This is a genomic window from Neorhizobium sp. LMR1-1-1.1, from assembly GCF_040675795.1.
Taxonomy (GTDB): domain Bacteria; phylum Pseudomonadota; class Alphaproteobacteria; order Rhizobiales; family Rhizobiaceae; genus Neorhizobium; species Neorhizobium cellulosilyticum.
In genome coordinates, this window is record NZ_JBEGHE010000001.1 from 343,486 (window position 1) to 367,976 (window position 24,491).

25 protein-coding genes are annotated in these 24,491 nt (G+C 59.3%); 12 read left to right on the top strand and 13 right to left on the bottom strand.

The window, feature by feature from the left end; translation table 11 throughout:
- The first annotated feature begins 121 nt into the window (after positions 1-121).
- The 3 genes from MRBLMR1_RS01450 (at position 122) to MRBLMR1_RS01460 (ending at position 3,691) form a co-directional block, all read left to right on the top strand.
- Positions 122-1,645: an ABC transporter substrate-binding protein gene (locus MRBLMR1_RS01450; protein WP_148143161.1), complete on the top strand. Its 1,524-nt coding sequence runs from the start codon at positions 122-124 to the stop codon at positions 1,643-1,645.
- A 274-nt stretch (positions 1,646-1,919) separates the two neighbouring features.
- Positions 1,920-2,867, top strand: a complete 948-nt coding sequence (locus MRBLMR1_RS01455) for an ABC transporter permease (RefSeq protein WP_148143163.1) — start codon at positions 1,920-1,922, stop codon at positions 2,865-2,867.
- Entirely contained in the window at positions 2,867-3,691 is an 825-nt protein-coding gene (locus tag MRBLMR1_RS01460) for an ABC transporter permease (RefSeq protein ID WP_148143165.1), read from the top strand. The genes MRBLMR1_RS01455 and MRBLMR1_RS01460 overlap by 1 nt, the downstream gene beginning before the upstream one ends.
- 113 nt (positions 3,692-3,804) lie before the next feature.
- On the opposite strand, the gene MRBLMR1_RS01465 is transcribed toward MRBLMR1_RS01460, so the two are convergent.
- On the bottom strand, positions 3,805-4,023 hold the full coding sequence (locus tag MRBLMR1_RS01465) for a hypothetical protein (protein WP_148143167.1): 219 nt from the start codon (positions 4,021-4,023) through the stop codon (positions 3,805-3,807).
- On the opposite strand from MRBLMR1_RS01465, the gene MRBLMR1_RS01470 reads away from it, so the two are divergent.
- The gene (locus tag MRBLMR1_RS01470; RefSeq protein WP_148143168.1) at positions 4,022-4,366 is read left to right on the top strand and encodes an ElaB/YgaM/YqjD family protein; all 345 of its coding nucleotides are present in this window, start codon (positions 4,022-4,024) and stop codon (positions 4,364-4,366) included. The genes MRBLMR1_RS01465 and MRBLMR1_RS01470 overlap by 2 nt on opposite strands.
- 6 nt (positions 4,367-4,372) lie before the next feature.
- Positions 4,373-4,822: a hypothetical protein gene (locus MRBLMR1_RS01475; RefSeq protein WP_148143171.1), complete on the top strand. Its 450-nt coding sequence runs from the start codon at positions 4,373-4,375 to the stop codon at positions 4,820-4,822.
- Positions 4,823-5,176: 354 nt separating this feature from the next.
- Here MRBLMR1_RS01475 and MRBLMR1_RS01480 read toward each other — a convergent pair whose 3' ends face one another.
- Positions 5,177-5,758, bottom strand: a complete 582-nt coding sequence (locus MRBLMR1_RS01480; protein WP_148143172.1) for an RNA polymerase sigma factor — start codon at positions 5,756-5,758, stop codon at positions 5,177-5,179.
- A complete protein-coding gene (locus tag MRBLMR1_RS01485; protein WP_148143174.1) occupies positions 5,755-5,949 on the bottom strand; it encodes a NepR family anti-sigma factor in 195 nt (64 codons plus the stop codon). Before MRBLMR1_RS01485 ends, MRBLMR1_RS01480 begins: the two co-directional genes overlap by 4 nt.
- Before the next feature lie 165 nt (positions 5,950-6,114).
- On the opposite strand from MRBLMR1_RS01485, the gene MRBLMR1_RS01490 reads away from it, so the two are divergent.
- Entirely contained in the window at positions 6,115-6,909 is a 795-nt protein-coding gene (locus MRBLMR1_RS01490; protein ID WP_148143644.1) for a response regulator, read from the top strand.
- Between the two features lie 382 nt (positions 6,910-7,291).
- Positions 7,292-8,233, top strand: a complete 942-nt coding sequence (locus MRBLMR1_RS01495; RefSeq protein WP_148143176.1) for a sensor histidine kinase — start codon at positions 7,292-7,294, stop codon at positions 8,231-8,233.
- 402 nt (positions 8,234-8,635) lie between these two features.
- Here the strand turns inward: MRBLMR1_RS01495 and MRBLMR1_RS01500 are convergent, their stop codons facing one another.
- The 3 genes from MRBLMR1_RS01500 to MRBLMR1_RS01510 all read right to left on the bottom strand — a co-directional run bounded on the left by MRBLMR1_RS01500 (position 8,636) and on the right by MRBLMR1_RS01510 (position 12,452).
- Positions 8,636-9,562 carry an ABC transporter permease gene (locus tag MRBLMR1_RS01500; protein WP_148143178.1) on the bottom strand — a complete coding sequence of 309 codons (927 nt, stop codon included), beginning with the start codon at positions 9,560-9,562 and terminating at the stop codon, positions 8,636-8,638.
- Positions 9,555-10,565, bottom strand: coding sequence for an ABC transporter permease (locus tag MRBLMR1_RS01505; RefSeq protein WP_148143179.1), 1,011 nt, complete (start codon positions 10,563-10,565; stop codon positions 9,555-9,557). The genes MRBLMR1_RS01500 and MRBLMR1_RS01505 overlap by 8 nt, the downstream gene beginning before the upstream one ends.
- A 177-nt stretch (positions 10,566-10,742) precedes the next feature.
- On the bottom strand, positions 10,743-12,452 hold the full coding sequence (locus MRBLMR1_RS01510) for a peptide ABC transporter substrate-binding protein (protein ID WP_148143181.1): 1,710 nt from the start codon (positions 12,450-12,452) through the stop codon (positions 10,743-10,745).
- 325 nt (positions 12,453-12,777) lie between these two features.
- Here MRBLMR1_RS01510 and MRBLMR1_RS01515 point away from each other — a divergent pair, with 325 nt between their 5' ends.
- Together MRBLMR1_RS01515 and MRBLMR1_RS01520 are read left to right on the top strand one after the other, a co-directional pair.
- Positions 12,778-13,941 (top strand): M20 aminoacylase family protein, encoded by a 1,164-nt coding sequence (locus MRBLMR1_RS01515; RefSeq protein ID WP_148143183.1) that lies wholly within the window; start codon positions 12,778-12,780, stop codon positions 13,939-13,941.
- A gap of 36 nt (positions 13,942-13,977) precedes the next feature.
- Positions 13,978-15,825: an ABC transporter ATP-binding protein gene (locus MRBLMR1_RS01520; protein WP_148143185.1), complete on the top strand. Its 1,848-nt coding sequence runs from the start codon at positions 13,978-13,980 to the stop codon at positions 15,823-15,825.
- A gap of 16 nt (positions 15,826-15,841) precedes the next feature.
- Here MRBLMR1_RS01520 and MRBLMR1_RS01525 read toward each other — a convergent pair whose 3' ends face one another.
- The 4 genes from MRBLMR1_RS01525 to MRBLMR1_RS01540 all read right to left on the bottom strand — a co-directional run bounded on the left by MRBLMR1_RS01525 (position 15,842) and on the right by MRBLMR1_RS01540 (position 18,369).
- The gene (locus MRBLMR1_RS01525) at positions 15,842-16,441 is read right to left on the bottom strand and encodes a dual specificity protein phosphatase family protein (RefSeq protein WP_148143187.1); all 600 of its coding nucleotides are present in this window, start codon (positions 16,439-16,441) and stop codon (positions 15,842-15,844) included.
- A 98-nt stretch (positions 16,442-16,539) separates the two neighbouring features.
- The gene (locus MRBLMR1_RS01530; RefSeq protein ID WP_148143188.1) at positions 16,540-16,785 is read right to left on the bottom strand and encodes a PilZ domain-containing protein; all 246 of its coding nucleotides are present in this window, start codon (positions 16,783-16,785) and stop codon (positions 16,540-16,542) included.
- A gap of 136 nt (positions 16,786-16,921) precedes the next feature.
- A complete protein-coding gene (locus MRBLMR1_RS01535; RefSeq protein ID WP_148143190.1) occupies positions 16,922-17,803 on the bottom strand; it encodes a bifunctional helix-turn-helix domain-containing protein/methylated-DNA--[protein]-cysteine S-methyltransferase in 882 nt (293 codons plus the stop codon).
- A gap of 68 nt (positions 17,804-17,871) precedes the next feature.
- Positions 17,872-18,369, bottom strand: coding sequence for a DUF2244 domain-containing protein (locus MRBLMR1_RS01540; RefSeq protein ID WP_148143192.1), 498 nt, complete (start codon positions 18,367-18,369; stop codon positions 17,872-17,874).
- Between the two features lie 21 nt (positions 18,370-18,390).
- Here MRBLMR1_RS01540 and nth point away from each other — a divergent pair, with 21 nt between their 5' ends.
- A complete protein-coding gene (gene nth / locus MRBLMR1_RS01545) occupies positions 18,391-19,182 on the top strand; it encodes an endonuclease III (RefSeq protein ID WP_148143194.1) in 792 nt (263 codons plus the stop codon).
- Here the strand turns inward: nth and MRBLMR1_RS01550 are convergent.
- Positions 19,160-19,738, bottom strand: coding sequence for a TetR/AcrR family transcriptional regulator (locus MRBLMR1_RS01550; RefSeq protein ID WP_148143196.1), 579 nt, complete (start codon positions 19,736-19,738; stop codon positions 19,160-19,162). The genes nth and MRBLMR1_RS01550 overlap by 23 nt on opposite strands.
- 90 nt (positions 19,739-19,828) lie before the next feature.
- On the opposite strand from MRBLMR1_RS01550, the gene MRBLMR1_RS01555 reads away from it, so the two are divergent.
- Positions 19,829-20,254: a VOC family protein gene (locus MRBLMR1_RS01555; protein WP_148143197.1), complete on the top strand. Its 426-nt coding sequence runs from the start codon at positions 19,829-19,831 to the stop codon at positions 20,252-20,254.
- On the opposite strand, the gene MRBLMR1_RS01560 is transcribed toward MRBLMR1_RS01555, so the two are convergent.
- A complete protein-coding gene (locus MRBLMR1_RS01560) occupies positions 20,251-20,964 on the bottom strand; it encodes a sulfate transporter family protein (RefSeq protein ID WP_148143199.1) in 714 nt (237 codons plus the stop codon). The two genes, MRBLMR1_RS01555 and MRBLMR1_RS01560, sit on opposite strands and share 4 nt — an antisense overlap.
- A 409-nt stretch (positions 20,965-21,373) precedes the next feature.
- Between MRBLMR1_RS01560 and mcpU the strand changes: the two genes are divergently transcribed.
- Positions 21,374-23,470, top strand: a complete 2,097-nt coding sequence (mcpU, locus tag MRBLMR1_RS01565) for a methyl-accepting chemotaxis protein McpU (protein ID WP_148143201.1) — start codon at positions 21,374-21,376, stop codon at positions 23,468-23,470.
- Between the two features lie 78 nt (positions 23,471-23,548).
- Here the strand turns inward: mcpU and MRBLMR1_RS01570 are convergent, their stop codons facing one another.
- The gene (locus MRBLMR1_RS01570) at positions 23,549-24,481 is read right to left on the bottom strand and encodes a LysR family transcriptional regulator (protein ID WP_500063508.1); all 933 of its coding nucleotides are present in this window, start codon (positions 24,479-24,481) and stop codon (positions 23,549-23,551) included.
- Positions 24,482-24,491 lie beyond the last annotated feature (10 nt).

Genomic DNA, 24,491 nt, shown 5'->3' on the forward strand with positions numbered 1-24,491 from the left:
CGTGTTTCAGCAAAGTCGGAAGTGCTTGGAAGGTCGCGAATGAGCATTGTGTGCAGTTGCGAAATGCCCTTAGACTGCATTTAACAAAGCTGCAGGCAGCGAATAACGGGGAGCTTATACGATGCAGACGATCTTCTCCTGGTCTCAGGTCTCTCGGCGTGGTGTGATGGGGCTGGCGCTTGGCGCTGGCATTGTCTTGGCGGCACCCTATGCGCAGGCCGCGCCCAAGACTGCTGCGACGATCGGCATGACGGTTGAGCCGGGTGGTCTCGATCCGACGATCGGCGCGCAGGTGATGATCGGGCAGGTGACATGGCAGAACATTTTTGAAGGCCTGACGACGATCGACAAGGCGGGCAAGGTGCAGCCGCAGCTTGCCGAGAGCTGGGACGTTTCGCCAGATGGAAAGACCTATACGTTCAAGCTGCGGCAGGGCGTGAAATTCCACAATGGCGTGGCCTTTGACAGTTCTGTCGCCAAGTTCACGCTCGACCGCGCCCGCGGCGCTGATAGCGTCAATCCGCAGAAGCGTTATTTCACCTCGATCGACACGATCGAGACGCCGGATGCCTCGACGCTGGTGCTGAAACTCAAGCAGCCGACCGGCAGCCTGCTCTACTGGTTCGGCTGGCCGGCGGCCGTGATGGTGGAGCCATCGACTGCTGCTGATAACAAGACCAATCCGGTCGGAACCGGGCCTTTTGTTTTCAGCAGCTGGGCCAAGGGTACGAAAGTCGATCTGAAGAAGAATGCCGGTTACTGGAACAAGGATGTTTCGGTGAAGCTGGAGACGGCTTCCTTCCGTTTCATCAACGACCCGCAGGCGCAGTCGGCCGCGTTGACGGCAGGCGATGTCGATGCTTTTCCTGAATTCGGTGCGCCGGAACTGGTTTCCTCCTTCGAGGGCAGCGACAAGCTGGCGACGGTGATCGGTAACACCGAGCTCAAGGTCGTGGCGGGCATGAACAATTCCCGCAAGCCGTTTTCCGACAAAAAGGTCCGTCAGGCGCTGATGATGGCGGTCGACCGGGCGATGGTGGTCGAGGGTGCATGGTCGGGCCTCGGCACGCCGATCGGCAGCCATTACACGCCGAATGACCGTGGCTACAAGGATCTTACCGGCGTCTATCCTTATGATGTCGAAAAGGCCAAGGCGCTTCTGGCGGAAGCGGGTTACCCGAACGGTTTCTCCTTCACCATGAAGGCGCCGCAGATGGCCTATGCGCAACGCTCGTCGCAGATACTGCAGGCGCTGTTTGCCGAAATCGGCGTGACGATGAATATCGAAACCACCGAGTTTCCGGCGAAATGGGTGGCGGATGTCCTGAAGGCCGCTGACTATGACATGACCATTGTTGCCCATGCGGAGCCGATGGATATCGATATCTACGCGCGCGACCCCTATTACTTCAATTACAAGAACCCGGAATTCAATGCGATCCTCGCCAAGGTCGAGGCGAGCACAGATGCTGCCGAACAGGACAAGTTTTATGGCGAAGCGCAGACCATTCTCGCCAACGACGTGCCGGCGCTGTTTCTGTTCGTGATGCCGAAGCTCGGGATCTGGGACAAGAAGCTGAAGGGGCTGTGGGAGAACGAGCCGATCCCGTCGAATGTGCTGACCGAGGTGTTTTGGGAAGAGTGAGGGGTTTGGTCTGGCATAACGGGGCGGCATTCCGATCTCCCCCCTTGTGGGGGAGATGCCCGGCAGGGCAGAGGGGGGCTGTCATGGAACGCCCTTCAATCTTTGACGTCATGACGGGCGGTGATGGTGCACCCCCCTCTGTCACTTTCGTGACATCTCCCCCACAGGGGGGGAGATCAGTTGGAGGCCGTTGCGTCTGCCTCGTTTCTCTCTCATGCCTTTTCTGGTTTAGGCAGAGGGCAGCGATGGGCTATGCGGGAGCTTGCTGTAAGCCATGATCTCCATCCTCATACGTCGTCTCGTCAGCCTGATCGTCACGCTGCTGGTCGTCTCGCTGCTGATCTTCACCGTCATGAACCTCCTGCCCGGCGATCCGGCGGCGATCATGCTTGGGACTTCGGCGACGCCGGAGACTTTGGCGGCGCTCAGGACCCAGATGGGGCTGGATGAGCCGCTTGTCGTTCGCTATCTCGCCTGGCTTATCGGCGTGCTGCAGGGTGATCTCGGGCAGTCTTATACTTATGGCGTTCCGGTCGCAGGGCTGATCGTCGAGCGGTTGGCGGTGACGCTGCCCTTGGCGTTGATGGCTGTGGTGATGTCGGTTGCGATTGCCGTGCCGCTCGGCGTGGCGGCGGCGCGCAGGCATAATGGTGTGTTCGATTATATCGCCGGGGCGTTTTCCTATGTCTCGATCGCGGTGCCGGCCTTCTGGGTGGGATTGTTGCTGATCATCGCCTTTTCGACCAAGCTGGGCTGGATGCCGGCCGGCGGATTTCCGGGCTGGAATGCGGGGCTTTGGACAGGGCTTGCTGCGCTGCTGATGCCGGCAATCGCGCTGGCGCTGCCGCAGGCGGGTGTGCTCACACGGGTGGCGCGTAGCGCGGTGCTGGATGTGATGGGCGAGGATTTCGTGCGCACCGCCCGAGCCAAGGGTTTGAGCGACAAGGCGGCGGTCTGGCGGCATGCGCTGCCGAATGCGCTGATCCCGGTCGTGACCATGATCGGGTTGCAGTTCACTTTCCTGATCGCAGGCGCGGTGCTGGTGGAAAACGTTTTTAACCTGCCGGGCCTGGGGCGGCTGGCACTGCAGGCTTTGTCGCAGCGCGATATCATCGTGATGCAGGACGTAGTGCTGTTCTTTTCCGCGCTCGTGATCGTGATGAATTTCCTTGTCGATCTCGCCTATCTGGTGATCGACCCGAGACTGCGGGTGGCGACGTGATGGCCGGGATCTTTCGTCGTCCCGTGCTGCTGATCGGGCTTGTCGTGACGCTGGCGCTTGTCGCCGTCGCGCTTTTTTCGCTCGTCTGGACGCCGTCCTTGCCGTCGAAGATGAATATCGTGCAGCGGTTGAAGCCACCGCTCGGGCCGGGTGGGTTGCTCGGTACGGATCAGTTCGGCCGCGATGTCGCCTCGATGCTGATGGTAGGGGCGTGGAATTCGCTCTCGACCTCGTTCCTGGCCGTTGCGATCGGTGCGATGGTCGGTTCGGCCGTGGGCGTCATCGTGGCCATGCAGCGCGGGTGGCTGGAGCTGATCGTGATGCGCGGCTGCGACATCATCTTTGCGGTACCGCCCATTCTGTCGGCGATGATGCTCGGCGCCTTTCTCGGATCGGGCCGGTTTACGGCGATCATTGCGATTGCGGTGTTCATGGTGCCGGTCTTTGCGCGGCTCACACTCGCCGGGGCGAAGCAGATTTGGGCGCGGGATTATGTGACAGCGGCGGTCGGGATCGGCCGATCGAAGGCGAAGATCACGCTCGTGCATATCCTGCCGAATATTTCCAACCAGATCATCGTACAGGTGACGATCCAGCTCGGTCTGGCAATTTTGACAGAGGCCGGGCTCTCGTTTCTGGGGCTCGGCATGCCGCCGCCGGCGCCGACCTGGGGGCGGATGCTCGCAGACAGCCAGACGTTTTTCGGCCAGGCGCCGTGGCTTGCCATCCTGCCGGGCATGGCAATCGCGGTTGCCGTTCTAGGCCTGAACATGCTCGGAGACGGGCTACGCGACATGCTCGATCCGAAAACCAACGCGGGCTGAGACTTTCTCAGTTTTTGCCGTTCATGATTGGAACAAACCCACACCTCTGACGTTGTTCGCGTGCAGTCATTGGCATGCAGGTTTTGTCTTGCCTTGAACCATGGGTAGGGGAGTTATCGATTGAACGACGCTGCAGAAAAGCCAAAGGCGACGAGATCGCGTAGAAAGCTATCCGCCCAGCCGGCTGAGGCATCCGCCACTGTGACTTCGTCCAAGGCCGCGCCGAAGCGCGCGGCTAATGCTCCCGAAAAGGCGACAGCAAATCGTGCCTCGCGCAAAGCCAAAGCATTGCCCGCAGCCAAAACGAACGTAATCAAACAGGAGACCGTCATGCCAGCATCGACCTCGACGACGACGACCGAATTTCCGCGCACCGGTTCTGCAGCTTCGACCAAGGATATCGAACTGCAGCTGGAGCAGCTGCGTGAAGATATCGCGGCGCTGGCCAAGACTGTTGCAGCTGTCGGCAACGAAAAGGCTTCTGAGATGAAGAGCAAGGCGAAGCGTGCCGCAGCCGACGCGAGTGATGCATCCTACCAGATCGCCGAGGCCGCAAAGAATCAGGCGTTGACCTGGGAGCGTGATCTCGAAGGCCAAATCCGTGCCAATCCGCTTCAGTCGGTTGCAATTGCGGCCGGCGTCGGTTTCCTGTTTGCGCTCCTCTCGCGCCGCTGATCCTCGATGCTGACAGCACTGGGGCCGCTGGTCGCATCCTTCATCGCAATGGATGTGGCAGCGATGAAACGAAAGATCAGGCGCAACGCGATCCTTTACGGGATCGCGGCTGCGTTTTTGTGGACCGCCTACGGTTTGCTCGTGGCTGCACTCGCCATTCATCTCGGTGAACGATGGGGGCTTCCTATTGCGATGCTGGTCATTGCTGGCGGCATGATCGTCATGGCACTGTTCATCATTGCCATCGTGATGATGCTCAACGCTGCCGAGGAGCGGCGCAAGAGGCGTGAGGCGGCTGCCAACAGCCAGCGGGCTCTTGCAATGACCGCGGCTGTTTCGGCGTTGCCGTTTCTGATGAAGTCGAAACCGTTGATGTTGCTTGCCGTTGCCGGGGGCCTTGGTTTCCTTGCGACGAAGGGTGGCGGATCGAGGCAGGGGCCACCGCCGGCGGAGTAAGGTTTTTGCAGGGTTTGTGAGATGAAAGGCCGCTCGGAAATTTCGGGCGGCTTTTTTGTTTGTTGGTGATGGTTCAGTGATCCAGCTTTTGGAAAAGCTTCGAGTCTGCCGCCTGCCCCTCATCCGCCTGCCGGCACCTTCTCCCCGCGGGCGGGGGAGAAGGACGCAAGCCGCAACGTTTCCGTTCCTCTCTAACGTCCAGCAGGGCACGTCCCCTCTCCCCGCATGCGGGGAGAGGGTTAGGGTGAGGGGCAGGCCGCATATGAGAGGCCGCGCGTTGATCTCTAAAAGAGAAGTCAGTCAAATAAAAAGCCGCCCGGAGGCGGCCTTTCTCGATGGTGATGGGCTGTGCAATCAACTACCAAACGCTCTTGCCGTGATTGCGGCATCACCCGCATCCGGGCCGTAGTCGCTTTCGCCGGAAACGCCGAGCAGTTCCTGCAGGCGGGTGCGGGCGCGCGAGACGCGGCTCTTGATCGTGCCGACGGCGCAGCCGCAGATTTCAGCGGCTTCCTCATAGGCAAAACCGGCAGCGCCAACGAGCACGATTGCTTCGCGCTGGTCTTCCGGAAGCTTGTCGAGCGCCTGGCGGAAGTCCTGCAGGTCGAGACGGCCATATTGTTCGGGGTGAACGGAAAAACGTTCGGAAAACAGGCCGTCACTGTCCTGCACTTCGCGGCCACGCTTGCGCATCTGGCTGTAGAATTCATTGCGAAGAATGGTGAACAGCCACGCACGCATGTTGGTGCCTGCCGTGAAGCTTTTCTGGTTCGCCCAGGCCTTCATGATCGTATCCTGAACGAGGTCGTCCGCCTTGTCGTGGCGACCGGTCAGGGACACGGCAAAGGCACGCAGGTTGGGTAGCGACGCGAGCAGGTCTCGCTTGAAGACGCGGTCATCCGCATCTGCCTTGGTGGATTCAGCCTGTGCGCTCATTTTGCATCCACCGCCTTGGCGTTTGTTTTTTGAGCGTTTTCAGCAGCTTCCAACCGTTCGAGGAGATCGAGAAAGCGATCCGGAATGCCTTCTTCCTGCACGGCATCATAAAACTCCTTCAACTTCCGCGAGATGGAAGCATTCGGAGCTATGGTTCCTGGCTTGATTTGTGAGGTTTCGGCTGTGGTCATATCATGATTTTTTCTGATCTCGTCACTCATAACGCGGGCGCCTGCTATCAAATTGTCGGGTGGAAAATGCCCGAGTTTAAAAAAAGTTCCGTCTTGCGGAACTTATTTTGCATCGCCACGTTAAACCCAAGTCAATTGCCCAACAGGGTCCAGGGGAGAATTTGCATGTCACTCACCACGCGCGTTGCGTCACACCTTCCTTACCTGCGTCGGTATGCCCGAGCGGTAACCGGATCGCAGACGTCAGGAGACGCTTATGTGGCCGCCGTTCTTGAAGCGCTGATCGCCGATGTTTCCATCTTTCCGGAAAGCTCAAAGGATCGCGTTTCGCTTTATAAACTATTCGTCGCGATTTTTGGTTCCACATCCATAGAGATCAGGCCGATCGAATCCCCGTTCGCGTGGGAACAGCGTGCGGCTGTCAATCTATCGAACATTCCTTCCCAGGCACGTCATGCTTTCCTGCTGATTTCCGTCGAGGGCTTTACGCCTGAGGAAGCTGCAGAGGTGCTGGATGTCAGTGTAGCTGAAGTCAACAAGCTGCTCGACGAAGCGTCCCGCGAAATCTCGCGACAGGTGGCGACCGATATCATGATCATCGAGGACGAGCCGCTGATCGCGCTCGACATTGAACAGATGGTTCAGGATCTCGGCCACCGCGTGACAGGAATTGCCCGCACCCACAAAGAGGCGGTGTCGCTTTTCCAGTCGTCGCAGCCGAAGATGGTGCTTGCCGATATCCAGCTGGCCGATGGCAGTTCTGGCATCGACGCGGTCAACGAGATTCTCAAGACGTCCAGCGTGCCGGTCATTTTCATCACGGCCTTCCCAGAACGGCTGCTCACCGGCGAACGGCCTGAGCCTGCCTTCCTCGTTACCAAGCCGTTCAATCCGGATATGGTGAAAGCATTGATCAGCCAGGCGCTGTTCTTCAACGAGGCGGTGAAGGCGGCTGCGTGAGCGGCTCGATCTTTTGATCTTTATGCTTCAGGAACAAAATTATCAGGATAGTGTTGTGGCAAGTCGGCTCACGCGGCATGGCACCCCTTGTTTTAGTTGTCCTGTGCCTATTCTTAATGATGGTCTGACATTGCAGGTTCCGGTGCTTTAGGCACCGGACCAGCGCGTACGAAGTAAAGGCACCTGTCCGTCTTCATCACGCGAAGCATTTGGACATGTTCGATTGCCGTGGCAGCCGGGCGGTCCTAAGAGAGAAACACGAGCATCTGGCGCTGCCATTGGGGCGTCACAGGATGAAGCGGTAGATGGAGTGGCAAGATTGGCGCATCCGCTGACATGGCAGCACGCTGGTCAGAGTGATGACAAGCTGCGGGAATTTTTCATGCCCGCGCTCATCGACCTTGGCGCGAGTATCATTATTCAGAACAAGGCGCTGGACTATCTCTACTTCGCCAATTTACCCGAGGTATGGGCTCCTGAAGATATTCTGAGCCCTTCGGATGCCGCGCTCTTCGGTGATGAAGTTGCGGCAAAGCTGCTCATCCTAAAACAAGGCATGGCGGAAAGCGGCAAAAAAGGGCATATCGAGGTTACTGTCGGTTCCGACCAGATCTTTGAATTTCGCGTTCAGGCAGTAGAGTTCCAATCCGGTGGGCTGCATCTCGTGACGACGATCATCGATCGTTCGGAAGAACGGCATCGCGAGAGGCTGTTGCGCGCGTTGTTGCGCGAGGTGAGCCATCGCTCGAAGAACCTGCTCGCGATCATCCAGAGTATCGCGCTGCAAACAGCGCGTTATTCCGGCTCGCTCGATCTCTTCCTCCATAAGTTCCGGGGCCGGCTTTATTCGCTTTCGCAAAGCCAGGACCTGATCACCGATTCCAGCTGGCGTGGCGCCTATCTGTTCGATCTGGTGCGGCAACAGACGGAGAAATATATGCCGGATAACCGGCATATGGTGAAAATCTCTGGCGACAATGTGCTGCTTTCGCCCAATGCCTCGCTGCATCTGGGGCTGGCGCTGCATGAGCTGGTCGTCAATGCCGTGAGCCACGGTTCGATGTTGCGTAACGGAAAGCCGATCGACATCACTTCGACGCGGGTGAATGCCGATGGACATGATTACCTTGAGCTAAACTGGGAAGAGATGTTGAGCGGCTCCAACGATCGGGATGGCACGGAGGAAGGGCTGAAGGCTCATTTCGGCAGCACGGTCCTGGAGCGTGTCGTGCCAGCTTCCGTCAACGGCAAGGCTCAATATGTGATCTCCAGTCAGGGCATCAGCTACAAGCTGCGTTTTCCGCTTGATCACGGCGGCGAGTGACGCCGGGCCAATTTCAAGAAATCTTCCGGGAGTAATCAAACGGGAGCATCGCCCTGAAGCGCGCCGCGATCTTTCAGATTTGCTTGCCGCGCTTTAGCTCTTTGTTCTTAAGCATGTCTCCCGAAACCGGTGACCATTTTCGGGAGACATGTAGGCGAAGGCATGTTGCCGAAACAGATCCGGCTCGGTTTCCTTGGGAAACCGAGCCGGCTCGTCTCTTCGAGGGGGATTGAAGAGTTTGTCCGAAAGCTTTTGTAGGGCGGGGGACGGGGGGTCGCCTTCGGACACTCGAATAACGGACGACGAAAAAGAAGGTTCCAACTTTTTCACGAAAAATTCTGTATCTTCATAACAGCAAACGGCGGCTTGCGCCGCCGTTTGCTATTTGAGGCATCGACTTTCTCAACGCTTGACGGCGCGAGGATCCAGAGCGTCGCGGATCGCGTCGCCCATGTAGTTGACGCTCAGAACCGTCAGTGAGATGGCAAGGCCCGGCCAGAGCACGCGCGAGGGCGTTAGCTGCAGAAAGTTGGCGCCATCGAACAGCAGCCGGCCCCAGGTCGGAAAGTCCGATGGGAAGCCGAGACCAAGGAAGGAAAGCGACGATTCCGTGATGATGGCCGAGGCGATTCCGAGGGTTGCCGAGACCATGATCGAGGAGAGCACGTTCGGGAGAATGTGCCTCAGCACGATGCGGTATTCACGCATGCCGCTCGATTTTGCCGCCAGAACGAACTCCTGGCTTTTGACGGCAAGAACGTCGCCGCGGACGATGCGGGCGGTATGCATCCAGCTGGTAATGCCGATGACCACCACGATCAGGATGAAGATGCCGGTCTCGGGGCCGAAGGCAGCGCGCAGCGTATCGCGAAACAGAAGCAGGATGACGAGCAGCAGCGGCAAGAGCGGCAGCGCCAGGAAAAGGTCGGTCAGGCGCATCAGCGGGCCGTCGAGGCGGCGGAAATATCCTGACAGGACACCGACCAGCGTGCCGAGGAAAAGCGCAAGCAGCATGGCGGTGATGCCGACTGCGAGCGAGATGCGCCCGCCGGCCAGAACCTGCGCCAGCATGTCCTTGCCGAGATTGTCGGTGCCGAAGGGATGCGCCAGCGACGGCCACTGGTTCTTGTCGCGGATATTGATCTGGTTCGGCGCGACACGATGAATATAGGGGCCGACATAGACGGCGAGCACGATGAAGGTGAAGACGACGAGACCGGCAACGCCGCCCTTGTGGGCACGAAACTGTTTCCACATGTCGGCGAATGCCGAACGAGCCGGAGTGGAGGCTGTCACCGGTGCAGAGGATGTCACTGTTGCGTCAGTCATAACGGATCCTCGGGTCAAGAATGCCGTAAAGCACGTCGGCAATCAGGTTGAAGAGGACGATCAGCACCGCGAAAATGAAGGTGAGCGTCTGCACGAGCGGGATATCCGCGCCCTGAACGGCGGTTATCAGCAACTGGCCAAGCCCATTCACGCGAAAAATCTGTTCGGTAATGATGGCGCCGGAAAAGATGGTCGGCACGCCGAGGGCGATGACGGTGACGACCGGAATGAGGCTGTTGCGCAGTACGTGGACGAGCAGCACGGCCTTTTCCTTCACGCCCTTGGCGCGGGCGGTGCGGACATAATCCTGATGCAGATTGTCGAGCATCGAGGCGCGGACGAAACGGGCGATCTGCGAGGCGTTATAAAGCGACAGAACGGCGACCGGCAGAACCATCTGCTTTACCTGCGCGATGAAGCTGGAAAAGTCCGTGACCCGCAGGTTGGTATCGTAGACCGAAGGGAACCACTGCAGGTGGGAAGAGAAAATCACCACCAGCAGCACGCCGGTGAAGAAGGTCGGGACCGAATAACCGACCATCGAGATGAAGGTGCCGATCTGGTCGAAGATGGAATATTGCTTGTAGGCGGAAATGACGCCGATCGGGATGGCGATCAGGATGCCGAAGAGATAGGCGAGGCCGACGACCCAGAGTGTCTGCGGCAGGCGCTGGACGATGAGATCGACAACCGGGCTGCGCGTTGCCCATGACAGGACGCGCATGCGTTCGCCATCGCCAAACTGCCAGCCGGTGAGGCTTTCAATGATGTTGAGCGGCTCGTTGATGAAAAACTGCCGTAGCCAGGCCAGATATCGGAAGAAGAAGGGCTGATCGAGACCCAGCGAGGCGCGGATCTGCTCGCGCACTTCCGGCGGGATCGTCAGCGGCAGGTCGCCGGTCGGATCGTTCGGGGCCAGGTCGAGAAGCGCGAAAATGACGAAGCTGATTACCAGCAAGGTCGGGATTGCGAAGAACAATCGTCGCAATGTGAATGTGAACATCTGGAATTTTCTCCGGCTGCACATCCTAAGGCCTGGCTGCGGGCGACCGACGGCGCGGGCTATGGGGCGCAGAATTATCTATGCTGGCAAACCTGCCCCGCCGGAGGGCAGGGCGGGTTTTGATCTTCTCGCAGAAGGACAAGGCCGGGCGGATTTCGGGCCGCCCGGCCTTGCGGATCACTTCTTGCGATACCAGTCAGCGACGTTCCAGAGCTGGCTGTCCCAGGAGTTCATCCTGACGCCCTCCAGAGAAACGGCAAAAGCGGAGAGGTCGCCGCGGTGAACGAGCGGGATATGAGCGCCTTCTTCCGTCAGCATGTCGTTCAGCTGCTTGGCAAGCTCGGCGCGCTTTTCCGGGTCCGCGGTCTTGGAAAGGACGCCGACCATCTTGTCATATTCCGGGTTGCAATAACGCGGGATGTTCTGACCCTGCCAGCCGTTGGACGGGCCGGGCATCTGGTTGCACAGCCATTCCGCCAGATATTTTTCCGGGTCGGTGCCGTCGAAGTTGTTGGTGTACATTTCAACGTCGGCATAGAATTTCTGGAACGTGTCCGGGCTTGCCGGGTCACCGCCGAAGAAGACCGATGCGGAGGCGTTGCGCAGTTCCGCACCGACACCGATTTCGGCCCACATGGACTTGACCAGTTCCTGGGTCGCCTGGCGGACCGAGTTGGTCGAGGTGGAATAGAGGAAGTTAAGTTTGACGCCTTCCTTGGCGCGGATGCCGTCCGAACCCTTTACCCAGCCTGCATCATCGAGCAGCTTGTTGGCGGCTTCGAGGTCCTGCTTCAGGCACCAGCTGTCATTCTTGGTCGAAGCGACAGCTTCCGGTGCCGGAACGATATTGCAGGTGGCCTTGCCGGCAGCGCCGTAACCGGCCTCGACGATGATGTCGCGGTCAATGGCGAGCGAGAGGGCGCGGCGCACCGCCGGGTCCTTCAAGGCCGGATGCGGACCTGCTTCCGTGGTGGAGCGCTTGTCGCCAAGAGCCGGATCGGGGTTCGTCCAGTTGAGATTGATGCGCTCGACATTCGTGCCGAAGGCCGATTCAAGCCGGCCTTTACCAGCGGCCAGCATCGTCTGCAGCACTTCCGGCTCGACCATGGTGTTCCAGGCATAGTCATATTCGCCGGTTTCCAGCACGGCACGGGCGGCCGATGCAGCATCGCCACCACCCTTGAGGGTGACCGAAGCAAAGGCGGGCTTGGCCGGATCCCGGTAATTCGGATTGGCCTTGAAGGTGATCACGTCGTTCGGCTTGAAGTCGGCGACGACGAAGGCGCCGGTGCCGATCGGGCCGAAATTGGCAGCGGTGCAGCCGGGCGCCTTGGCGCCGACGCAATCGGCGAACTGCTTGGCCTGGATGATCGGCGACTGAGAGCCGACAAAGGCGGAATAGGGGTAGGGTTTCGGTTCGGTGAAGGTGACCTTGACGGTGTGCGGGTCTATGGCTTCGACGTCCTTGACGCCTTCATACTGTGCCTTCTGGGCGCAGCCGCCGTCCGGCGCCGTGCAGTATTTCCAGGTGAAGATCACGTCTTCTGCAGTGAAGGGAGAGCCGTCCGACCATTTGACGTCAGGCTTCAGCTTCCAGGTCAGGCTCAGCAGATCCTTGGCCAGGCCGCCGTTTTCCAAAGTCGGAATTTCGGTTGCCAGATAAGCGACCAGCTTTCCGTTTTCGTCGGTACGGGCCAGAGGCTCGATGACCATCGAAGACGCGAAGACTTCTTTCGTGCCGCCGGACAAGAACGGGTTCATGGTGGAGACGGCCTGCCAGAACAGGATCTTCAAGTCACCATCCGTGCCGCGCTCGGCATGTGCCGTGGCGCTTGAAAGCGCCATGGCGGCAACCGTGCCGGCCAACAGAAGTTTCAATCTATGCATGCTGCTGTTCCCCTTTGTGGTTCTCTTTACGAGTTTTGGTGATTGGTGGCGGGCGGTTCCGGTCGGGGCTCCCTGGTTGCGGCTTTTTAGCCTGTCAACCTTCCCGAGGGGTGCCAATGATGCTGCCCGCAAGTTCTGTGTTCAGTCTATTTATGACACGTCCATTCCTTCACGTCTGGCGTGTTTGACCAAATTTTGAGCCATCAAAGCACAAGCCTATTTTTCGTTCAAGAGCGAAAATTGAAGCTTGCAAAAGCTTGCATAAGCGTCGCAATATCCGCTTCAACCCGCATGGGAACTTGAGAAAAATCAACGAGGTGCCGGAATGCCAGTGATCAATCGCGTAGCCGAGATGCAGGAACAGGTCGCCGAATGGCGTCGCCATCTGCACCAGAATCCGGAGCTGCTTTACGATGTTCACGAGACATCACGCTTTGTTGCGGAGAAGCTTAACTCCTTCGGTTGCGATGTGGTCGAAACCGGCATCGGCAAGACCGGTGTCGTCGGCATCATCAAGGGTAAACACGGTGATGGACCGGTGATCGGGTTCCGCGCCGACATGGATGCGCTGCCGATCTTCGAGACCTCTGGCAAGCCGTGGGCATCGAAGACGCCGGGCAAGGCGCATTCATGCGGCCATGACGGCCACACGGCCATGCTTCTCGGGGCTGCCCAGTATCTGGCCGAGACGCGCAACTTCAAGGGATCGGTTGCGGTGATCTTCCAGCCCGCCGAAGAGGGCGGCGCTGGAGCGCTGGCGATGATTGAAGACGGTTTCATCGACAAGTTCGGCATCAACGAAGTCTACGGCATGCATAACGAGCCGCGGCTTGCCGTGGGCAATTTCGCCATCCGCAAGGGCGGCATCATGGCGGCGGCCGACGTGTTCGAGATCACCGTCAACGGCCGTGGCAGCCATGCCGCACAGCCGCATAACTCTATCGATCCGGTGCTTGCCGCATCGCATATCGTGATTGCGCTGCAGTCGATCGTTTCGCGCGAAACCGACCCGTTGAAGTCGCTGGTTGTCACTATTGCAGCGATCCATGGTGGGGAAGCAAACAATGTCATTCCCGATACGGTAAAGCTTGTCGGCACTGTGCGAACACTGTTGCCTGAGACACGCGATTTTGCCCAGAAGCGCCTGACGGCTGTTGCCGAGACAACCGCGATTGCGCATGGGGCGACCGCCGAGGTCGTCTATCGTCGCGGATATCCGGTGACGTTCAATCACGAGGCGGAAACCGAATTCGCCATCGGTATTGCCGGCAAGGTAGCCGGTCCGAAAGCGGTCAACGGCGAGGTCAATCCGCATATGGGCGCGGAGGATTTTTCCTACATGCTGGAACAGCGTCCCGGTGCATTCATCTTCATCGGCAATGGCGATACGGCGAGCCTGCATAATGCAGCCTACGACTTCAATGACGAGGCGATCCCCTATGGCGTCAGCTATTGGGTGACGTTGGCGGAAACCGCGCTCGCGGCCTGATCCGGGCAAGTTCATCGAGATAAAAAGGGGAACCCGATGCTGCTTTCCGGAAATGACATGGAACATGGGGGCGGCTCCGTCACTCCCGTCCTTTCGGTGAAAAACCTCTCGACCTCGTTTCGAGTCGGCGACGAGTGGAAGACCGTAGTGCGCAACATCTCGTTCGATGTCGCGCCGCGGGAAACGGTGGCGATCGTCGGCGAAAGCGGGTCGGGCAAATCGGTGACGTCGCTGTCGATCATGCGGCTGTTGCCGAAGAAGACGAGCAGGATCGAGGGACAGGTGTTCCTGCAGGGCAAGGAACTGGTATCCCTGCCGGAAGAGCAGATGCGGCGGGTGCGCGGCAACGATATCTCGATGATCTTCCAGGAGCCGATGACATCGCTCAATCCGATCTTTCCGATCGGAAAGCAGATCGCCGAGGCACTGACGGTTCACACGGATATTTCCAAGGCAGAGGCCAAGGCGGAAGTTTTGCGACTTCTCGAGAAAGTCCGTATCCCGAACGCAAAAGGCAGGTTCGACGAATATCCGCATCAGTTTTCCGGCGGCATGCGCCAGCGCGTAATGATCGCCATGGCGCTGGCGTCGAGGCCAAAGCTGCTGATCGCCGACGAGCCGACGACGGCGCTCGACGTAACGATCCAGGGGCAGATCCTCGACCTGATCAAGCAGTTGCAGGACGAGGAGGGCATGTCGGTTCTGTTCATCACCCATGACATGGGCGTGGTGGCGGAAGTGGCCGACCGGACGATCGTGATGTTCCGTGGCGACCAGGTGGAGACGGGTGCGACCGCCGATATCTTTCATCGCGGCAAGCATCCGTATACGCGGGCGCTGCTTTCGGCTGTGCCACGGCTGGGGTCGATGGGCGAGCGCAAACTGCCGCTGCGGTTTCCGATCATCGACGTCAAGACCGGTGAACAGCAGAAGCTCGCCGACGTCACCGACACGGTGGCGAAGGGTAAGACGCCGATCCTCGAAGTTCGTGACCTGACAACGCGTTTCGACATCCATTCAGGCCTGCTCGGTCGCAAAACCGGTGCCGTGCATGCAGTGGAAAACGTGTCGTTCAGCCTGCAGGAGGGCGAGACGCTGTCGCTTGTCGGAGAATCCGGTTGCGGAAAGTCGACGACCGGTCGTTCGGTAACGCGGTTGATCAACCCGACAAGCGGCAATGTCGTGCTTGATGGCTATGAAGTGATGAAGCTCGATCAGCCTTCGCTTCGCCGCATGCGCCGGTCGGTTCAGATGATCTTTCAGGATCCGTTCGCATCGCTCAATCCGCGTATGAGCATCGGGTCTGCGGTGATGGAGCCGTTTGTCGAGCATGCCCTCGGCACGAAGGCCCAGGCGCGTGACAAGGCGGCGGCACTGCTTGAAAAGGTCGGATTGTCAGCTGACATGATGAAGCGTTTTCCGCACGAGTTTTCCGGCGGCCAGCGGCAGCGTATCGCGATTGCGCGTGCGCTGATGCTCGATCCGAAAGTGATTGTCGCGGACGAGGCAGTATCGGCGCTCGACGTCTCGATCAAAGCGCAGGTGTGCAATCTGCTGCTCGACCTGCAGCAGAGCCTGAAGCTCGCCTATCTGTTCATTTCCCACGACATGGCTGTGGTTGAGCGAGTGAGCCACCGGGTGGCGGTGATGTATCTCGGCGAGATCGTCGAGATAGGGCCGCGGGCTGCTGTGTTCGAAAACCCGCAGCATCCTTATACGAAAAAGCTGATGTCGGCGGTTCCCGTGCCGGACCCTGCACGCCGGTCGATCAAGCGCAACATGGCGACCGACGAGATCAAGAGCCCCGTGCGCTCGGTGGATTATGTGCCGCCGGTGCGGCAATACCGTGAGGTCTCCGAGGGGCATATCGTGCAGGTGGCATAAAAGGAAGGATGTCTTTTCAGATGGGGGCCGTGAACGGTTCCCGGGAAAGGCCGTAGTGGCGCTCCAGCATTTCCCATGTCCTGTCCATGGCATAGGCTTTTGAGACGAGCGGCAGGCCGACATGGCCGAAATAAAGCGACAGTTGCTGTTCCGCCTTCTCGGTGGGGACGCCGGCTATCTGATGGCTGTAGATGACGGATACGAGGCCTGTGCGGTCGGCACCTGCCTGGCAGTGGATCAGGATCGGTTTCGGCGCATCTTTCAGCAAGGCGACGAGCTGGTCCGCCTGTTCTGCTGTGAGCTCTCTGGAGGAGACCATGCGGAAGTCGATATGCTTTATTCCAAGCCGCTGCGTTGTCGCCACTTCATCGGTATACCATGCGGCGTTTTTGGAGGGGCCGCGCAGGTTAACGATGGTGCGAATACCGTAATTGCGCGCATATTCCTCGATCTGGCCGGCTGTCGGTTGGGCTGACCGGTAGAGTTCACCGGCGATGACGGTGTGGAAGTTGCCGGAAAGCTGAAGGAAGCCCAGATAGGCGCCGATGCTGAGCGCTGCGATACCAATGGCTGCCGCTCCGTTGCGAAGCCACTTCCGCTTGAATGTAACTGCCATTCGCCGATCCACCTTGCTGAACAGGACAGATTTCATCTGTCGTTGTCCGGTGGCATCTGCCTTTAAGCTGACTGTCACCTGAAGACGGGACTTCGATGTCAGGCGGTGCGGAACTCGACGCCGATTGCGTTGATGCGGCGCCAGCGGACGTCACATTCGAACTGGCGTCCATCGGAAAGCTGGAGCGTGAAGTTTTCAGGGACGGACATGGCGCTTTCGGTCCGGATCATCGCGCCGCCTTCCGACATTTCCTTGACGATGCCGTCAAAAGCCGAACGATGATCGTTGAACAGGATTTTTGCGCCGAGGAAGGCCCTCGATCGCGGAAATTTACGTTCTTGCACCCGGCTGGATCTCCAAGGTTCGATTGGAAATCCTGTAGCGTTCCGAGCCAATGTCGGAAAACCCTGCAAAAAACCCCGTAACTTCTTCGGGTAGATTGGCAGATGAGGTTTCTGATAGCCGGTCAGAATCAGGGCGTTACGCTCCGCCCGTTTCCCAGCCGAGCATGGCGCGCTTGCGGGTGAGGCCCCAATGATAGCCGGTCAGGGCGCCATTCTTTGCGACAGCGCGATGGCAGGGAACGACAAAAGAGATCGGGTTGGCGCCGACGGCTGCTCCTACCGCCCTGCTTGCGGACGGCTGGCCGATATCGTTGGCGACATCCGAATAGGTGACGGCCTTGCCGTATGGGATCTTCAACAGGCTCTGCCAGACGCGCATCTGGAAGTCGGTGCCGATCAGCACGACCCGCAAGGGCCGGTCGCAGAGCCATTTGGAGCGGTCGAAAACGCGGCCGACATAGGGTTCGGTTGCGGCTTTGTCTTCCACGTAAGTTGCGTTCGGCCAGCGGCGGGTCATGTCGTCCAGCGCCTCCTGTTCGCGGCCTTCATCGGCAAAGGCAAGGCCGGACAGGCCGCGATCGGTGGCCATGACAAGCGCCAGACCGAATGGGGAGGGGTGAAAGCCGTAGCGGATCGTCAGGCCACCGCCCTTGGCCTTCCATTCGCCGGGCGACATCGCCTCATGGGTGACGAAGAGATCATGCAGGCGGCCGGGGCCGGAAAGGCCAACCTCATAGGAAGTTTCCAGAAGCGGCAAGCCTTCGGTGCCGAGCAGGCGCTTGGCATGGTCGATCGTAACCGCCTGCAGGAAGGCCTTCGGAGACAGGCCGGCCCAGCGGGTGAACAGTTTCTGCAACTGCGTTGGCGACTGGCCGATCTCGGCAGCGATGGCTTCGAGCGAAGGCTGGTCGCGGTAGTCGAGCGTGATCATTTCGATCACCCGGCGCACGGTCTCGTAATCAGAGCCTTCCGGCGTCACGTCGATCGCGGGCGTTGAAAACTGAGCGAGAGCATTCATGGTCTGTCTCCTTTCGCTCATATTTGCATTCTCCGCTTCATCGATACCACCCGTTTCTTGCGGCTTTCTCACAGGCGGCGGGTTACGGTTGCGAGCGCATTGCGGAAGGCGTTGGCAAAGCTCTCCCGGTCGTCCGGATTGAGAAAGGAACCGACATCCGTTGCCCGACCCTCGCCGCTGACGAACATAGAGGTGATGCCGAATTCCTCGTGCCGATTGATGCGGAAACGCGCCCAGAAGGGATTGAAACGATGCTCGATCATCCTGCCCGTCGGAGAGAATTTGCGGATCAGGATATGGGTTTGCGATACGCTGACTTCCTCGCGCTGGCGGCCTGAACGGTAGCTCATCTTCAGCGCGAAATAGAGAAGCAGGAAATCCGCCCCGAGAAACAGGCCGATCGGCCAGGCGCCGGTTACGGTGAAGAAGATGCCGTAAAAGGCGCAGACGGCGCCGGAGAGCGCAAGCACCAGCTTGAATCCCGTTCGCCCCAGCGACCGGTAGGGTGTGAGTTCGGCGGCAAAGACAGGCCGCTCCTCCACTATGTGCGCGTTGCTTTCCGTCATGGGGCGTGACTATACAGGCTGATGGCCATTTCCAAATCCCGATCCAGCACCGCTTCCTTGCAAAAGTCAAATCGGACGCCTGCAAAGACGGGTGCGACGAAGACGAAACGCTTCAAATCCGCCTATTCGAAGGACGAGATGGTGGAGATCTTTCGCCGCTTCTCGATCCAGCGGCCGGAGCCAAAGGGCGAGCTCGAGCATGTGAACCCGTTCACGCTTGTAGTTGCGGTGGCGCTATCGGCCCAGGCGACCGATGCCGGGGTCAACAAGGCGACGCGGGCACTGTTCCAAATAGCCGATACGCCGGAAAAGATGCTGGCGCTGGGCGAAGAGGGTGTGATTTCCCATATCAAGACGATCGGGCTTTATCGCAACAAGGCAAAGAATGTGATTGCGCTCTGTCGCATGCTGATCGACGAATTCGGCAGCCACGTTCCAAAGACGCGTGAGGAGCTGGTACGGCTGCCGGGCGTGGGGCGCAAGACCGCCAATGTAGTGATGTCCATGGCTTTCGGCATTCCGACGCTTGCTGTCGATACGCATGTCTTCCGCATCGGCAACCGCTGCCTGATGGCACCGGGAAAGACACCGGATGAGGTGGAGGAGCAGTTCCTCAAGGTCATTCCGGAAGAATATCTCTTCCATGCTCATCACTGGCTGATCCTGCATGGGCGCTATACCTGCAAGGCGCGCAAGCCGGAATGCGAGCATTGCGTCATTGCCGATCTCTGTCGCTCGCCGGAAAAGACGTTCGACATACCGGCGCCGCTGGTGGAGCTGCCGCCTCAGATCATCGGCGGGGCTGCACTGTAAGTCCATCCAGCAGGGCCGCGATTGCGGCTTCGTAATCAGCGCGGTTTGCACCACAGTTGATTGCGATCGCGGCCTTTTCGAAGGCCGACGAGATCAGCGATGTCAACGGATCGAGGAGCTTGAGGTTTTCTGATCCAGAAAGCAGGTGTGACAGGCCGATCTTCAGGCCCTCTTCGGCCGGGTCTTCTCCTTCACCGCTATCGATCGCATGCTGCGCCGGGGCTTCTTTCAAGAGCAGCTTTGTGCGGCCCGGCACTGCCATCGCATCGAAATAGGCGGATGCACCCTGCAACAGCGCCTCGCGTGCCGACGAGGCATCCGCCGAGCGGGCGTCAATATCGGCTGCTACATCCTTGGCTTCGCTTTCGATTACGGCCCAGAACAGCGCCTTTTTGTCTGCAAAGTGATGGTAGAGTGCGCCGCGCGTGACCTCAGCTGCGGCGACGATGTCCGGGGTTGCCGTTTCGGCATAGCCCTTTTCGACGAACAAGGTCCGTGCGGCATCCAGAAGGGCGGTGCGGGTGGCATCGGTGCGTTCGCGGTTGCTGCGCGGCATGCGACTATCCTCTATTTACATACATACAGAATGTATTTATAAGAAAACATACAGGCTGAATGTATCTTGGATTTCAACGGAGGAAAAGAGATGAAAGCAGTCAGCTATTATCCCGTCATCATGACCAAGGACGTCACAGGGACGGCGGCGTTCTATACCCGGCATTTCGGCTTCGAAGCGCTGTTTACCGCAGACTGGTATGTTCACCTGCAATCGAAGGAGAGCGAGCATGTGACGCTCGCCATTCTCGACGGCAGCCATGAGACGATCCCGGAAGGTGCGCGCGGCCAAGTGTCAGGCCTGTTGCTGAATTTCGAAGTCGAAGATGTCGATGCTGTCTATGAACGGCTGAAGGCGGCGGGGCTGCCGATAAGGCTGGATCTCCGCGACGAGGATTTCGGCCAGCGGCATTTCATTACCGCCGATCCGAATGGCGTGCTGATCGATATCATCAAGCCGATCCTGCCGAGCGCGGAGTTTGCCGCCCAATATGAGGCGTCGGCGCTTCCGGGCTAAGCCTTGAAGCCCGGATCGCGTTTGGACAGCGCCTTGTGAAGGTGCACCATCAGCCCCGCGGCAAAGAGCGGGGTCAGCAGGTTGACGAACGGGATCGCCAGGAAACCGGCGATCAGCATGCCGGCAAGCAGAACCGTGGAAGCGTGTTTTGCGCGGAAGGCGCGGGCCTCTTCCGGTGAGCGAAAACGCATGGCGGCAAATTCAAAGAATTCGCGGCCAAGCAGGTAGCCGTTGACCATGAAGAAGGCGATCAGGTTGACGCCCGGAATGAAGAGGAGAAGAAGCGCGATAAAGTTGAAGACGATGACGACGCCCAGGAACTTTATCGAACCGGCAACCGCCTGACCGAGCGGCAGTTCCTTGCCGGGTGGATCATTCGGGTAATCGCGTTTTTCAACGACGGCTGCGACATCATCGAGAAACAGGCCGGCGATCAGCGCGGTGATCGGGGCGATCAGAAGCGCCAATCCGAGCGCTAGGCCGATGCTGGCGGCAATCGCCGCAATCAGCGTCAGCCAGCCGGTCCATTCCGGCATCGTCGGCAGAAAGGCTGCAAACCACGGCCAGATGTAATAGGCGAAAGTCTCCCTGAGCGCGAACCACAGGCCGACGAGGATGAGCAGGGTGAGCCCCAGCATCTTCCAGAAGGCGGAGCGGGTTTCCGAGGCGAAAAGGTTGACGAGCGCAAGGCGAGCGGCGTCGAGGATCATGAATGGTCTCCGGCGGTTGGCCGGTCAGATGTAGGTGGCGATGCGTGGCGCGACAAGCAGTCCCGCGGCATGACGTCATGGTTGTCTTAAAACATGTGGGGATAGATCGCTTACCCAAGTAAAAGTATGACTAAATGCGGAGTTTGTGCCGTCTATTCTTGTGGGTATTCGCAGTTTTAAGCAATTTTGCGATGTATGCTCTTTCGTTGCAATCTTCGCGAGCGCTTTATGGGTTATCCATTTTTAATCAAAGTTTAGATTTCTGTTTTATTCGTGCCGATGCTTGCGGTTTCGGCCGCGTCACGGTCGCATGATGCGTCCCGCCTTCGCCTCGCGGCATGTCTCCCCCAATTAGAACCATGCCAACGATCAGCCGGGTCCACCGGCGTTCATCAGAGGAACACCCCGTTTGACCAAAAGATCAAACCTCATGACGCGCATCCTGCTTGCCGCGTCGCTGCTTGTCGCGGCTGCCTTCGGCGCCTTTTCGATCTACATCGATAGCCTCCAGCGCGATGGCGTTGCCCAGTCCGTTTCACACAACATAGAATCCACCGGCAAACAGGCATCGCAGAGCATTGCCAACTGGCTCAACGGCCGCTTCATGTTGACTGACTCCGTCGCCAAGGCCATGGAGAAGAGCACGGACGTCGCCTCACGCTCTGCCATCCTGCAGAACGAGGTCCTTGCCGACCAGTTCGTCTCCACCTATTTCGGCGGTGAAGCCGATGGCGAGATGACGCAGTGGCCGAACCTGCCCTTGCCGGCCGGTTATGACCCGCGCCAGCGCGGCTGGTACAAGCAGACGGTTGCCGCAAAGGCAGCGGTGCTGACCGAACCCTATGTTTCCGCATCCGACAAAAAGCTGATGATCACGGCCGCCGTTCCGGTGAACAAGGATGGCAAGTTTGTCGGCGTTGCCGCCAGCGATTTTTCGCTAGACACGCTGGTGTCGGCGATCAAGTCGGTCGATGCTGGTCCTGGGGGCCATGCCTTCCTCGTCAACAAGGCAGGCAAGATCCTGATCCATCCCGATGCGGCCTTCGTCAACAAGACGCTTGCCGACCTTTTCCCGACAGATACGCCGAGCATCGGTTCGCAGGTTGCGGAAACCGCAATCGGCGACAAGGGCAAGCTGGTCAGCTTTGTGCCGGTCAGTGGTCTTCCGGGTGCCGACTGGAGCCTTGGTTTCGTTGTCGACAAGGACAATGCCTATGCGGCGACGCGCGAATTCCGCCTCGCTGCCGCGATTGCGACGCTGCTTGCCGTTGTCGCCATGATGGTTTTCCTGGCGACCTTGCTTAGCCGGATCGTTATCTCGCCGGTGACCGCGATGACGGCTGCCATGGAAAAGCTTGCGAGCGGCAATCTCGACACGACCATTCCCGGCCAGGACCGCAGCGACCAGATCGGCTCCATGGCCGCAGCCGTCGCCGTGTTCCGCACGAATGCGATCGAGCGCCTGCGCCTCGAGGGGGATGCACAGGAGACGCGTACGCTTTCTGAGCGCGAGCGCGGCGAACGCGAGCGGGTTGCCGCCCGCAATGCGGCGGATGTGCGCTTTGCCGTGGATGAACTGGCGAAGGGCCTGTCGCATCTTTCCGATGGCGACCTGCAATACCGCATCAATTCGCCTTTCGTGGCCGAACTCGACCGATTGCGCGAAGACTTCAACACCTCGATCGGCAAGCTGAACAGCGCGCTGACGAAGGTGGGCGACAATGCTCGCAATATCGATGCCGGCGCTTCCGAGATTCGCCATGCGGCCGACGATCTGGCCCGACGTACGGAGCAGCAGGCCGCCTCTGTCGAGGAGACCGCTGCGGCGCTTGAAGAGATCACCACGACGGTGCGCGACAGTGCCCATCGCGCCGAGGAAGTCGGCCGCCTCGTCAACCGCACCCGCTCGAATGCCGAGAATTCCGGCGGCATCGTGCGTGAAGCGGTGCGCACCATGGAAGACATCGAACGGTCGTCTTCGGAGATCTCCAAGATCATCGGCGTCATCGACGAGATCGCCTTCCAGACCAACCTGCTTGCACTGAATGCGGGTGTCGAGGCAGCGCGTGCCGGTGAAGCGGGCAAGGGCTTTGCCGTCGTCGCGCAGGAAGTGCGCGAACTGGCGCAGCGTTCCGCCCAGGCCGCCAAGGAGATCAAGGAACTGATCAACGCATCCGGCAATCTGGTTCAGCAGGGCGTGATGCGGGTTGGCGAGACAGGCACCAGGCTGGAGGCCATCGTTGCCGAAGTGCAGGAGATCAACGGCCACATCCAGGCGATCGTAACGGCAACCCGCGAACAGTCGACGGGCCTGAACGAGATCAACACCGCCGTCAACACGATGGACCAGGGCACGCAGCAGAACGCGGCGATGGTCGAGGAACAGACGGCCGCCAGCCATGGCCTTGCAGCCGAAGCGACGGCTCTGAAGACCCTGCTTTCGCAGTTCCGTCTTGGTGGAGTGGCCACTTCGAGCGAGCGCGGAAGCTATAGCCGCGCTGCCTGAGCGGCAGCAGTTTCATCCGTAAACATGAATGAGGCGGCCCATCGGTCGCCTCATTTGCTTTGATGGCCATACGCAATGTCACGCAGCGGGCAGGCGGTTGCGAAATCGCGGATCATCCAGTGCATCTTTCGGAAAATTCGCAGCCAGGTGATCGATGAATTTCCGAACCGCCGGCGGCAGGCCGCGACGCGTGGTGAAGACCAGATGCACGATGCCGGTAATGCCGCGCCAGGCGGGCAGGATGCGGACAAGCGTTCCATCTTCCAGCGCCTGGCGGCAGGTGTGATCAGGCAGGATGGCGACGCCGAGGCCCGCAATCGCCGCGGCGCGAACGGCTGAAAAATCGGCGCAGCCCATGCGCGGGGCGTGGCGGAAAATGTGCTTTCTGCCGTCCTCGGTTTCCAAATGCCATTCCAGTTCGCTTGCGTCGTCGCTCGTTGCCAGTGTCGGCAATGAGGCGAGCTGTTCGATATCGGCGATCCGGCTGGCGAGTTGCGGGCTTGCAACGAGGATCCGGATCGATTTGCCGAGCGAGCGCATGGTGAGCGAGGCGTCGCTGTCGATCGTGGTGCGGACACGCAGTGCGATATCGATCCGTTCCTCGATGAGATCGACCGGCCGGTCGACAGCCACGAGTTGCAGTTGAACCTTGGGATAGCGGTCGAGGAATGTGGTGACTAGATCCGATATGGGTTCGACCAGTCCGGTCGGGCAACTGAAGCGCACAAGGCCGTCCGGTTCCGATTTGGCTTCCGCCACCAGCGCCTGTGCAAGCTCCGCCTCGGCAAGCATCGCCTTGCAGCGTTGATAAAAGACCTGCCCGACATCGGTTACCCTAAAACGGCGGCTCGATCGTTCGATCAGGCGCACGCCAAGCCGTGTCTCCAGTCCTGCCACGCGGCGGCTGAGCTTGGATTTCGGTTCGCGCAGCGCCCGCCCTGCCGGGGCGAAGCCGCCATGGGCAACCACTTCGGCGAAATAGACAAGGTCATTCAGATCAAGCCGCATCATCGTTCTCCAT

What these genes read in the sequence shown, in the direction of transcription:
- MRBLMR1_RS01450 (WP_148143161.1), top strand. Translation starts at nt 122, where the DNA reads ATGCAGACGATCTTCTCCTGGTCTCAGGTCTCTCGGCGTGGTGTGATG.
- MRBLMR1_RS01455 (WP_148143163.1), top strand. Translation starts at nt 1,920, where the DNA reads ATGATCTCCATCCTCATACGTCGTCTCGTCAGCCTGATCGTCACGCTG.
- MRBLMR1_RS01460 (WP_148143165.1), top strand. Translation starts at nt 2,867, where the DNA reads ATGGCCGGGATCTTTCGTCGTCCCGTGCTGCTGATCGGGCTTGTCGTG.
- MRBLMR1_RS01470 (WP_148143168.1), top strand. Translation starts at nt 4,022, where the DNA reads ATGCCAGCATCGACCTCGACGACGACGACCGAATTTCCGCGCACCGGT.
- MRBLMR1_RS01465 (WP_148143167.1), bottom strand. Translation starts at nt 4,023, where the DNA reads ATGACGGTCTCCTGTTTGATTACGTTCGTTTTGGCTGCGGGCAATGCT.
- MRBLMR1_RS01475 (WP_148143171.1), top strand. Translation starts at nt 4,373, where the DNA reads ATGCTGACAGCACTGGGGCCGCTGGTCGCATCCTTCATCGCAATGGAT.
- MRBLMR1_RS01480 (WP_148143172.1), bottom strand. Translation starts at nt 5,758, where the DNA reads ATGAGCGCACAGGCTGAATCCACCAAGGCAGATGCGGATGACCGCGTC.
- MRBLMR1_RS01485 (WP_148143174.1), bottom strand. Translation starts at nt 5,949, where the DNA reads ATGACCACAGCCGAAACCTCACAAATCAAGCCAGGAACCATAGCTCCG.
- MRBLMR1_RS01490 (WP_148143644.1), top strand. Translation starts at nt 6,115, where the DNA reads ATGTCACTCACCACGCGCGTTGCGTCACACCTTCCTTACCTGCGTCGG.
- MRBLMR1_RS01495 (WP_148143176.1), top strand. Translation starts at nt 7,292, where the DNA reads ATGCCCGCGCTCATCGACCTTGGCGCGAGTATCATTATTCAGAACAAG.
- MRBLMR1_RS01500 (WP_148143178.1), bottom strand. Translation starts at nt 9,562, where the DNA reads ATGACTGACGCAACAGTGACATCCTCTGCACCGGTGACAGCCTCCACT.
- MRBLMR1_RS01505 (WP_148143179.1), bottom strand. Translation starts at nt 10,565, where the DNA reads ATGTTCACATTCACATTGCGACGATTGTTCTTCGCAATCCCGACCTTG.
- MRBLMR1_RS01510 (WP_148143181.1), bottom strand. Translation starts at nt 12,452, where the DNA reads ATGCATAGATTGAAACTTCTGTTGGCCGGCACGGTTGCCGCCATGGCG.
- MRBLMR1_RS01515 (WP_148143183.1), top strand. Translation starts at nt 12,778, where the DNA reads ATGCCAGTGATCAATCGCGTAGCCGAGATGCAGGAACAGGTCGCCGAA.
- MRBLMR1_RS01520 (WP_148143185.1), top strand. Translation starts at nt 13,978, where the DNA reads ATGCTGCTTTCCGGAAATGACATGGAACATGGGGGCGGCTCCGTCACT.
- MRBLMR1_RS01525 (WP_148143187.1), bottom strand. Translation starts at nt 16,441, where the DNA reads ATGGCAGTTACATTCAAGCGGAAGTGGCTTCGCAACGGAGCGGCAGCC.
- MRBLMR1_RS01535 (WP_148143190.1), bottom strand. Translation starts at nt 17,803, where the DNA reads ATGAATGCTCTCGCTCAGTTTTCAACGCCCGCGATCGACGTGACGCCG.
- MRBLMR1_RS01540 (WP_148143192.1), bottom strand. Translation starts at nt 18,369, where the DNA reads ATGACGGAAAGCAACGCGCACATAGTGGAGGAGCGGCCTGTCTTTGCC.
- nth (WP_148143194.1), top strand. Translation starts at nt 18,391, where the DNA reads ATGGCCATTTCCAAATCCCGATCCAGCACCGCTTCCTTGCAAAAGTCA.
- MRBLMR1_RS01550 (WP_148143196.1), bottom strand. Translation starts at nt 19,738, where the DNA reads ATGCCGCGCAGCAACCGCGAACGCACCGATGCCACCCGCACCGCCCTT.
- MRBLMR1_RS01555 (WP_148143197.1), top strand. Translation starts at nt 19,829, where the DNA reads ATGAAAGCAGTCAGCTATTATCCCGTCATCATGACCAAGGACGTCACA.
- MRBLMR1_RS01560 (WP_148143199.1), bottom strand. Translation starts at nt 20,964, where the DNA reads ATGATCCTCGACGCCGCTCGCCTTGCGCTCGTCAACCTTTTCGCCTCG.
- MRBLMR1_RS01570 (WP_500063508.1), bottom strand. Translation starts at nt 24,481, where the DNA reads ATGATGCGGCTTGATCTGAATGACCTTGTCTATTTCGCCGAAGTGGTT.